This is a genomic window from Dyella sp. (assembly GCF_035685885.1).
GTDB lineage: Bacteria > Pseudomonadota > Gammaproteobacteria > Xanthomonadales > Rhodanobacteraceae > Dyella.
Map to the genome: position 1 here is coordinate 25,618 of NZ_DASRZX010000087.1, position 9,686 is coordinate 35,303.

Annotated in this window: 8 protein-coding genes; 3 read left to right on the forward strand and 5 right to left on the reverse strand. The window is 65.4% G+C overall.

The window, feature by feature from the left end; genetic code table 11:
* The gene (locus tag VFG49_RS10820) at positions 1-525 is read right to left on the reverse strand and encodes a sigma-70 family RNA polymerase sigma factor (protein WP_324860324.1); all 525 of its coding nucleotides are present in this window, start codon (positions 523-525) and stop codon (positions 1-3) included.
* Between the two features lie 302 nt (positions 526-827).
* Here VFG49_RS10820 and VFG49_RS10825 point away from each other — a divergent pair, with 302 nt between their 5' ends.
* From VFG49_RS10825 to msrB, 3 genes are all read left to right on the forward strand, one after another.
* The gene (locus tag VFG49_RS10825; RefSeq protein ID WP_324860307.1) at positions 828-1,472 is read left to right on the forward strand and encodes a hypothetical protein; all 645 of its coding nucleotides are present in this window, start codon (positions 828-830) and stop codon (positions 1,470-1,472) included.
* Between the two features lie 191 nt (positions 1,473-1,663).
* Positions 1,664-3,385 (forward strand): cytochrome c biogenesis protein DipZ, encoded by a 1,722-nt coding sequence (locus VFG49_RS10830; protein WP_324860309.1) that lies wholly within the window; start codon positions 1,664-1,666, stop codon positions 3,383-3,385.
* Positions 3,386-3,415: 30 nt separating this feature from the next.
* Positions 3,416-4,039 carry a peptide-methionine (R)-S-oxide reductase MsrB gene (gene msrB, locus VFG49_RS10835; RefSeq protein ID WP_324860311.1) on the forward strand — a complete coding sequence of 208 codons (624 nt, stop codon included), beginning with the start codon at positions 3,416-3,418 and terminating at the stop codon, positions 4,037-4,039.
* A 127-nt stretch (positions 4,040-4,166) separates the two neighbouring features.
* On the opposite strand, the gene nadD is transcribed toward msrB, so the two are convergent.
* From nadD to leuS, 4 genes are all read right to left on the reverse strand, one after another.
* Complete coding sequence (nadD, locus tag VFG49_RS10840; protein ID WP_324860326.1) at positions 4,167-4,808, reverse strand: nicotinate-nucleotide adenylyltransferase; 642 nt, start codon at positions 4,806-4,808, stop codon at positions 4,167-4,169.
* A gap of 301 nt (positions 4,809-5,109) precedes the next feature.
* The gene (gene holA, locus VFG49_RS10845) at positions 5,110-6,120 is read right to left on the reverse strand and encodes a DNA polymerase III subunit delta (protein ID WP_324860313.1); all 1,011 of its coding nucleotides are present in this window, start codon (positions 6,118-6,120) and stop codon (positions 5,110-5,112) included.
* Positions 6,121-6,127: 7 nt separating this feature from the next.
* Positions 6,128-6,691 carry an LPS assembly lipoprotein LptE gene (lptE, locus tag VFG49_RS10850; RefSeq protein WP_324860315.1) on the reverse strand — a complete coding sequence of 188 codons (564 nt, stop codon included), beginning with the start codon at positions 6,689-6,691 and terminating at the stop codon, positions 6,128-6,130.
* A gap of 5 nt (positions 6,692-6,696) precedes the next feature.
* Positions 6,697-9,543 (reverse strand): leucine--tRNA ligase, encoded by a 2,847-nt coding sequence (gene leuS / locus VFG49_RS10855; RefSeq protein ID WP_324860317.1) that lies wholly within the window; start codon positions 9,541-9,543, stop codon positions 6,697-6,699.
* Between the last annotated feature and the right edge of the window lie 143 nt (positions 9,544-9,686).

Consider the following 9,686-nt stretch of genomic DNA (forward strand, 5'->3'; position numbering starts at 1 on the left):
TCAGGGTTCTCCGTGTAAACGGGCACGCAGCGCTTTCATCGCGCGGTGCAAATTGACCTTGAGGGCGCCCTGCTGGCGCCCGGTTTGCGCCGACGCCTCGGCCAGCGACTGTTCCTTCAAGCCCAACCGCTCGACCGCTTCCCGCTGGCCAGGCGGCAGCAAGGCGATCGCATCGCGCAGCCGACGGGCCTCCTGCTCGCGTTCCGTTTCGGCGGTGGCGTCGTGATGATCGGTGGCGGTGTCGAACGCTTGTTCATCATGCAGCTCGCGCCGATCGCGCCGGCCCGTGCTGCGCAAGCCGTCGATCGCGCGACGGCTTGCGAGGGCGGAGAGCCAGGCATCGTAGGGCCGCGCAGGATCGTAGGTATGACGCACGCGGTGCACCGTGAGCAAGGTTTCCTGTACCACGTCGTCGACCTGGTCCACGGCCACGCCCTGACGACGCGCGGCGGCCCGTATCAAGGGCACCGAATCGGCCAGCACGCGCTCGTAGGCACGCCGATCGCCCGCCTGGGCCGCCGCCATCCAGGCCGCACGCCGACGTTCTGGCGATTCGCTAGCACTGTCGGTGGCGTCGCTCACAAGAATATCGGTCCTCGCCCACACAGGAAGGACACTATCTAGAAGCATCGCGCGGGTCTGGGTCAAGGCGTAAGCGATTCGGCCGGGGTTCTGAAGACTATTCGGTCGACCGGATCGCCGGGTTACCCCTTGGTTCCGGCGGGAGCGGCCGATGTTTCGGAAAACTCTCATGGATGGCGCCAGCCACGATTGGCCTAATGCGGCGCCCGCTTCGCGGGCATCCCACTTCTTGCAAGGAACGCCCCATGAAAAAGACCCTCGCGGCCCTGCTGCTCGCCGGCGCCGTCGCCCCGCTCGCAGCCCAGGCCAGCCAGAGCAACGACATCAGCTACACGTATGTCCAGCTGGACTACGCCAACATGAGCCAGTCCGGCCACGGGTTTGTCGCCGATGGCGGCAGCCTCAGCGGCTCCTATGGTTTCGCGGACCACTTCCAGGTGTTCGGCAGCTACAGCAACCTGCGAGGGGACAAGGAGAGCATGCAGGTTCTTGGCTACACATTCACCGAACAGACAAAAAACCACCCGTGGTCGCTCGGTGTCGGTTACTTCACCGCCATCGGCAACCGAGCCGACTGGGTCACGCAGCTCTCGTACACGCGTGATCGCTTCACCCATCGCTTCTGCATGGCGAGCTATGGCTGCGATGGCTTCAGCAACCGCTTCGACGTCGGCGCCATCCAGACCGGCATCATGGGCCATATCACCGACCGCCTGATCGGCAATGCCTACCTGGGCTACGGCAACGGTGGCCACGGCGTCACGGGCAAGGTGTACGGCGATTTCGGCCTGATGTATGCGGTCAACCATACCTGGGGCGTGCGCGCCGGAGTCATGGTGAACAACGACAGCACAGAGACCTTTACCCTGGGCGTTCGCGCAAGCTTCTGACGTACCTCGCGCTCATGAAGACGAAAAGCCCGGCATATGCCGGGCTTTTTTTCTTGGCGGAGCCCATGCGTGACAGTGGAGCAGCCCAGGAGGATGCTTTGGCGACGGCTGCGCCGCGCACCATCGACGGTAGGTAACCGAGGTGTCCTTGCCAGCGAATAGCCCATGAACCCCCTATGGATGCAGCCTGTATGTTCGTATTGATCCTGGCCTACCTCGGTGGCGCGCTCACCATCCTGAGTCCATGCATCCTGCCGGTGCTGCCCTTCGTGTTCGCCCGCGCCGACCGGCCTTTCGTGCGCAACGGCCTGCCCATGCTGCTGGGCATGGCGCTGACGTTTGCCTTGGTGGCCACGCTGGCTGCCGTGGGCGGCGGCTGGGCCATCCGCGCGAACCAGTACGGGCGCATCGTCGCCTTGGTCGTGCTCGCGGTGCTTGGGCTCACCCTGCTCTCCAGTCATCTCGCCGAATGGATCAGCCGTCCGTTCGTCGCGCTCGGCAACAAGCTGTCGCAGCGCTCGGAGCGTGACGGCGATTCGCCCTGGTCCGCGATGGGTCTTGGCGTCGCGACGGGTTTGCTGTGGGCTCCGTGCGCGGGACCAATCCTCGGCCTGCTATTGACCGGCGCAGCGCTCAACGGCGCCAGCGTGCAGACCACGCTATTGCTGCTCACCTATGCAGCTGGGGCGGCCACGTCACTGGCGCTGGCCCTGCTCATCGGCGGCAAGGTGTTCGCCCTGATGAAGCGCTCGCTCGGCGCGGGCGAATGGGTGCGGCGCACGCTTGGCGCACTGGTGCTTGCGGGTGTCGCGGTGATCGCGCTTGGTATCGATACCGGCTTGCTGACACGCGTTTCGTTGGCGAGCACGGGCGGCATCGAACAGAAACTGGTCGATGCCGTCCGCCCTGCACCTGCGCCACAGCCTGCGGTGAAAGCCGGAGAGGCGTTGCCGGTGGAAGGTCAGCTGCCGTCGTTGGCCGGTGCCACCCAATGGTTCAACAGCGCGCCACTGTCGGCAACGTCGCTGCGTGGCAAGGTCGTGCTGGTGGATTTCTGGACCTATTCCTGCATCAACTGCATCCGGTCGTTGCCCTACGTGCGCGGCTGGGCCGACAAGTACAAGGATCACGGGCTGGTGGTGATTGGCGTACATGCGCCGGAGTTCGCGTTCGAAAAGGAGCCGCAGAACGTGGCCAAGGCGATCAAGGACCTCGGCGTGGACTATCCCGTGGCGCTCGACAACGATTACGCCATCTGGAAGGGCTTCAACAACGAGTACTGGCCGGCGCATTACTTCATTGACACGCAGGGCCGCATCCGCCACCACCACTTCGGTGAGGGCGAGTATGAGCAGAGCGAGGACGTGATTCGCCAGCTGCTCACCGAGGCGGGCCAGAAGAACCTGCCCGGCGGCTACGTGCAACCAGGTGCGCGAGGCGCGGAAGCGGCCAGTTCCGGCGACGCGCAGCGTTCACCGGAAACCTATGTGGGCTATGCACGCGCCGAGAATTTCGCAGGCGGCCAGGTGGCGCATGACGATGCATGGAACTACCACGCGCCCACGGCGCTGATGGCCAACCAGTGGGCACTGGATGGCCACTGGACCGTGCGCGAGGAAAGCGCGCGACTGGACAGCGCCAACGGACGCATCGTGTACCGCTTCCGCGGACGCGACCTGCACCTCGTGCTCGGGCCGTCTGCTGACGGCAAGCCGGTGCGCTTCCGCGTGACCATCGACGGCAAGGCGCCCGCGGCCGATCACGGCATGGACATCGATGCCGACGGCAACGGCACGGTGACCTCGCAACGCCTGTACCAACTGATACGCCAGGCCGATGGAACCGGTGAGCGCACGTTCGAGATCACCTTCCTCGATCCGGGCGTACTGGCCTACGCCTTCACGTTCGGCTGATCCATACGCCCCTTCGGGCAGGAGTCACCCATGTCTCGCACTCGGGATATCGTGATGCTGGAACGCCGCCGCTTTCTGCGCGCGGCGCTCGCAGGCGGCGCGGTGGCAGCCATCGGCGGCCTGACGTGGGCGCCGTTCCTGCGACGCGTTTCTTCATCCGGCGAAGCCATGGCGGCAACGCCCGCGGCCACCGGCGCCGACATGTTGCTGGAATGCTTCGCCGACGACGGTCATCATCTTGGCAGCTGCCACGTGCGCAAGCTGGTACTCAACGACGCGCAGTGGCACCAGCGACTATCCGACGACGCGTACTACGTGATGCGCCGCGAAGGCACCGAGCGTGCCTTCAGCGGCCCGCATGAAAAGCCCGCGGTGCCGGGACTGTATCGCTGCCCCGCCTGCGATACAGCGCTGTTCGATGCGGCCACGCAATTTGATTCCGGGACCGGCTGGCCCAGTTTCTGGCAACCCATGGCCAAGAAGAACGTCATCGAAAAGCGCGACGCCAGTTTCGGCTGGGAACGCACCGCCGTGACCTGCGCCGGTTGCGATAGCCATCTGGGCCACGTGTTCGATGACGGACCGCCGCCAACGGGACTGCGCTACTGCATGAATTCGGTGGCACTGAGATTCGTACCGCGCACGTCGGGGTAGCCGCGCTCGTCAGCCAATGCACGCTTTTTGTAGGAGCGCACCCTGTGCGCGAAAAGCCTACGGAGCGGTGATGCCGTTACCCTGCGGTCGCGCACAGGGTGCGCTCCTACGTCGGGGAATGGGCGCTTTATGCCTGGCGGTAGGGAGCGAGAATCGACGGATCGTCGAACAGGCCGCACGGGAGCAGATAACGCGGATCACGCCCTTCGGCCAACAGCTCACGAATGCGCGTGGCGGAAATCTCCAGCGGCGTGACGGATAGTTCGATGATCCTGCCGGCTGGAAGCCGGTGAAGCGATGCGGCCTTATCGACGCGACGCGCTGCGATTTCGCCCTGCAACTCGGCCGACAGCACGACCTCCACGCCCGGGCGACTCAACACGCCGATATGGGCGAGCTCGAAGAGCTCACGCCAGCGATGCCACGAAGGAAGGCCGGCGAAGGCATCAGCTCCCAGCAGCAGCACCAGCGATCGGTCGCCTTGCTCGTTCCTGAGCTCGCAAAGGGTGTCGACGGTGTAGGACGGGCCGGCGCGTTCCAGCTCGCGCGTATCCAACGTCAGGCGGGACTGCTTCTGCAGTGCGGCTTTCAACATGGCCACGCGTTGTGCCGCGTCCGCCAGCGGCGAAGGACGATGCGGCGGCACACTGGCCGGCATCAGGCGCACTTCGGCATCGAGCAGCTCGGACGCTTCCCAGGCCACGCTGAGATGACCCAGATGGATGGGGTCGAAGGTGCCGCCGAAAATGGCGAGGGGACGGCTCACTATATTCACCTCTCCACGTGCAACGCGGTTAGGTGGAATCCCAATGAGGAGATGGACGGCATGGTTTGGTCGAAATGGCCATGCCCCTCACCGTCATCCCGGCGGAGGCCGGGATCCAGCGACTTTGATCGCAAGGCGTGAGCAATGACGGCAGGCACTGAATCCCGGCCTCCGCCGGGATGACGGCGCTGAGAGGCTTTGGCGAGTATCCAGCAGCAATCTCCTGGAAGTTCACCCTGCCCCGCTCTTCCATAGGAATTTCCTTTGGCCGTCCAAAAGGAAAAGGAAGAGATGCCCCGCCTCGTCATGCCAGCGCCTGTGCCGCACGCGGTTCGGCAATGGCGGCGATAAGACGTTCCGCTTCCAGCCAGGGATCGCCCTGCTCGCGGCCCTTGGCCATGCGGTCGATGCGCGCGGCGCGGGCGAGGCACTGCAGCCAGTGTTCGCGCGGTGCACGGCGCAGTGCCTTGCGGAACAGTTGTTCGCGCGCGGGCCACAGGCGTTCCGCGCGCGCCTGCGCGGCGAAGTCGCGCGCATTGGCAAGGCGCAGCGCAAGTTGCAGCTGGTTCACCAGCCAGCCCATCAGCGCGATCAGCTCGTCGCCTTCCGCATGCAATCCATGCAGGATGCGCAGCGCGCGCGCGCCTTCGCCTGCAAAGGCGGCATCGGTGAGCTTGAATGCGTCGTAACGGGCGCTGTCGGCGACCAGGTTTTCCATTTCCGCCGCGTCGATCTTGCCCTGGCCATGCAGCACAACCAGCTTGTCGATCTCCTGCGCAGCGGCCAGCAGGTTGCCTTCGACGCGTTCGGCCAGCAGTGCGGCGGCATCGGGCGTGGCGGACAAGCCTCGCGAAGCGAGGCGCGCGCCGATCCACGCTGCCCATTCATTGGGACGTGGCGCGTTGAACACCACCAGGGCGCCGGCCGCGTCGAGGTTCCTGGTCCACGCGCCTTCGTGCTTGCTGCTCCACTCGGTGGCGGTGATCAGCAGCGTCACGTCCGGCGGTGGGTCGGCGCAGAATGCGTTAATGGCCTTGGCGCCTTCGGTGCCCGGGCGGCCGGTGGGAAGACGCAGGTCCAGCAGGCGACGCGTGGCAAACAGCGACATGCCGGCCGCCGCGCGCGCAAGGTCATCCCAATCGAAATGGCTGCCAACGTCCAGCACTTCGCGCTCGGCGTAACCGAGCTTGCGTGCCTGCGCGCGCAAGGCATCGGCGGCCTCCAGCACCAGCAGCTCTTCGCCGGCCAGCAGGTACACCGGCCGCAGATGGTCCGCCGTCAGCGATTTCTGCCATTGGACGGCATTGAGCGGCATGGCGTGTTCAGTGCGTGCTGGAGGCGGGAGCCGGCTGGGCCTGCTGGGCAGCCGCAGCCTCTGCCGTCTGCGCCGGATGCTTCGCGGCGGCCTGCAGGCGGAACAGTACGGCCTGCACCATGTCGTCGTTGAGGCTTCCATGGATGGCATCCACCTGCGCCGACGTGCCGATGGTGTTGGTGGCGTCGTAGCTGAACTCACGCGACATATCGATGCGCTGGCGCGGTACCAGCGGCTGGCCGGCGCCATCGTGTACTTCGAACTGCACCTGGTAGCGCACGGTGTATTCGGTCACGCGTGCCTGGCCGCTGACGGTCAGCGTTTCCGTGGTGAAGGCCGCCACCGGCACGCTGAGTTCCGCAATGTCGGGCGCCGCGTGGTCTTCCACCGTGGCACCGGAACTGGCCAGCGCACGGGCCAGGCCGCGCTGCAGGTTGTTGTCGCCGGTGACCGTGATGTGGACCCGCTGCATCGAGGGCGGCAGGGCCACGCTCTGGCGCAGATGGAATCCGCACGCTGCCAGGGAAAGAACGGACATCAACAGCAGCGAAGCTTTGACCACACGGCTCATGGATTTCATCCTGCGACGATGTTGACGATCTTGCCCGGCACCACGATGACCTTGCGCACGGTCTGGCCTTCCAGGAAGGCTGCCACGTTCGGCTGGGCCAGCGCCAGCGCTTCGGCTTCTTCCTTCGACGCGTTGGCGGCGACCTCGATGGTACCGCGCAGCTTGCCATTGACCTGAACGGCCAGGGTCAGCGAATCGCGTACCAGCGCAGCGCTGTCCACCTGCGGCCAGGGCTGGTCTTCCAGCACCGACGAGGCATGGCCCAGCACCTGCCACAGCGCATGGCTGACATGCGGCACCACCGGGTTGAGCAGCAGCACCATGGCTTCCAAAGCCTCATGGCGCACGGCGCGGCCCTGCTCGCTCATGTCGTTGAACTTGTTGAGCGCGTTGAGCAGCTCCATCAGCGAGGCGATGGCGGTGTTGAAGGAGTGGCGGCGACCGAAGTCGTCGCTGACCTTCTGGATGGTCTCGTGCACCTGGCGGCGCAGCGTCTTCTGGCCAGCGTCCAGCGCGGCCGGGTCGACCACGCCTTCGGCGTTCCCCTTTCCGCCTGCGGCACCTTCCCCCGCTTGCGGGGGAAGCACAGCGGAGCGACCTGCGTTCGCGCCACCTATCATGGGGTGGTCCGGCTGCGAGGCGTGCGTGGTCACTTCGCGCCAGAAACGGCGCAGGAAGCGGGCCATGCCCTCGACACCGGCCTCGCTCCATTCCAGCGACTGCTCCGGCGGCGCGGCGAACATGGAGAACAGGCGCACCGTGTCGGCGCCGTACTTGTCCACCATCGCCTGCGGATCTATGCCGTTGTTCTTGGACTTGGACATCTTTTCGGTGCCGCCGATCTTCACCGGCTCACCGTCGCTCTTCGAACGCGCGCCGATCACGCGCGCCTTCTCGTCGCGCTCGATTTCGACGTCCGCAGGATTGATCCAGTCCTTCGAACCGTCGGCGTTGTCGCGATAGAACGTCTCGGCGATCACCATGCCCTGGCACAGCAGGTTGTTGGCCGGCTCATTCGCCTGCACCAGGCCCGCGTCACGCATCAGCTTGTGATAGAAGCGGAAATACAGCAGGTGCAGGATGGCGTGCTCGATGCCGCCGATGTACTGGTCCACCGGCAGCCAGTAATTGGCGCGTTCGTCGACCTGATCCTGCGCACCGGGACTGGTGTAGCGCGCGTAATACCAGCTCGATTCCATGAAGGTGTCGAACGTGTCGGTTTCACGCTCGGCCGCGCCGCCGCACTGCGGGCAGGTGGTCTTGCGCCACTCGGGGTCGGCCTTGATCGGCGACTGCACGCCGGAGAACGCGACGTCTTCGGGCAGCACGACCGGCAGCTGGTCTTCCGGCACCGGCACGGCATCGCACTTGGCGCAGTAGATGACGGGAATCGGGCAGCCCCAGTAGCGCTGGCGGCTCACGCCCCAGTCGCGCAGGCGCCAGTTGACGCGGCGCGCGCCCTTGCCTTCGCGCTGGAAGCGCGCGGCCATGGCTTCGAAGGCCTGGTTGTAGTCCATGCCATCGAATTCGCCGGAGTTCACCAGGTAGCCGCGCTCAGTGAAGGCGCTGTCTTCCTGGATGCTCTGCTCGAACGACTCGATCAGCTGCACCGCCGCCGAGGTTTCGTACGCATCGACGCTGCCGCCGCCGAGTGCCGCGCGAAGCGGATCGGCGCCCACACCCTTGGACAGGTCGTGCTGGATCTCGGCCACGGCATCGAGCACGGCGCGATCGACCACCACCATCTTGATCGGCAAGCCGTACTTCTTGGCAAATTCCCAGTCGCGCTGGTCGTGGCCGGGTACGGCCATCACCGCGCCGGTGCCGTAGCCCATCAGCACGAAGTTGGCCACGAACACCGGGATCTTCTCGCCGGTGAGTGGATGGATGGCTTCGATGCCGGTATCCATGCCGCGCTTTTCCTGCGTCTCCAGCTCGGCTTCGGAGACGCCGCCATGCTTGAGCTCTTCGAGGAATGCGGCCAGCTTCGGGTTGTCCTGCGCCGCCTTGAGCGCCAGCGGATGCTCACCGGCAATGGACACGAAGGTGACGCCCATCAGCGTATCGGGACGCGTGGTGAAGACGGTAAGCGGCTCGCCCTCGCCTTCCACGTCGAAATGGATTTCCAGGCCTTCGGAGCGACCGATCCAGTTGCGCTGCATGGTCTTGACCGCATCGGGCCAGCCCGGCAGCGTGTCCAGGCCGTCCAGCAATTCCTGCGCGTAGTCGGTGATCTTGAGGAACCACTGCGGGATCTCGCGCTTCTCCACCAGCGCGCCGGAACGCCAGCCGCGACCGTCGACCACCTGCTCGTTGGCCAGTACGGTCTGGTCGACCGGATCCCAGTTCACCACCGCGTTCTTGCGGTAGGCCATGCCCTTCTTCATCAACCGCGTGAACATCAACTGTTCCCAGCGGTAGTACTCGGGACGGCAGGTGGCGAACTCGCGCGTCCAGTCGTAGGCAAAACCCATGCGCTGCAGCTGGGCGCGCATGTGCTCGATGTTCTGGTAGGTCCACTTGGCCGGCGCGGTCTTGTTCTTGATCGCGGCGTTCTCGGCCGGCAGGCCGAACGCATCCCAGCCCATCGGCTGCAGCACGTTCTTGCCTTGCATGCGCTGGTAGCGGCTGATCACGTCGCCGATGGTGTAGTTGCGTACGTGCCCCATGTGCAGCGCGCCGGACGGGTACGGCAGCATGGAGAGGCAATAGAACTTGGGCCGCGAGGTGTCTTCCCTCACCTCGTAGGCGCGCTGTTCGCGCCAGTACGCCTGCGCGGCGGTTTCCACCGCCTGCGGCTGATATCCCTGCTCGCTTCCCTCGTGGGTACCCTGATCCTGAATGTCCTGCATGTGCCCGGCGCCGTGAAGTTTTGCCTCAGTCAACACTGACTGATGGTGAACGCGGCAGACTAGCAGAACTGGCGTGAAACCGCCCTACGGAGCCATTCCTGGCGTGGAGGCGCACCCTGTGTGACTGCGGTGCATCCGTGTTC

Coding starts and splice junctions, on each gene's coding strand:
- VFG49_RS10820 (WP_324860324.1), bottom strand. CDS start 525: ATGGCGGCGGCCCAGGCGGGCGATCGGCGTGCCTACGAGCGCGTGCTG.
- VFG49_RS10825 (WP_324860307.1), top strand. CDS start 828: ATGAAAAAGACCCTCGCGGCCCTGCTGCTCGCCGGCGCCGTCGCCCCG.
- VFG49_RS10830 (WP_324860309.1), top strand. CDS start 1,664: ATGTTCGTATTGATCCTGGCCTACCTCGGTGGCGCGCTCACCATCCTG.
- msrB (WP_324860311.1), top strand. CDS start 3,416: ATGTCTCGCACTCGGGATATCGTGATGCTGGAACGCCGCCGCTTTCTG.
- holA (WP_324860313.1), bottom strand. CDS start 6,120: ATGCCGCTCAATGCCGTCCAATGGCAGAAATCGCTGACGGCGGACCAT.
- lptE (WP_324860315.1), bottom strand. CDS start 6,691: ATGAGCCGTGTGGTCAAAGCTTCGCTGCTGTTGATGTCCGTTCTTTCC.
- leuS (WP_324860317.1), bottom strand. CDS start 9,543: ATGCAGGACATTCAGGATCAGGGTACCCACGAGGGAAGCGAGCAGGGA.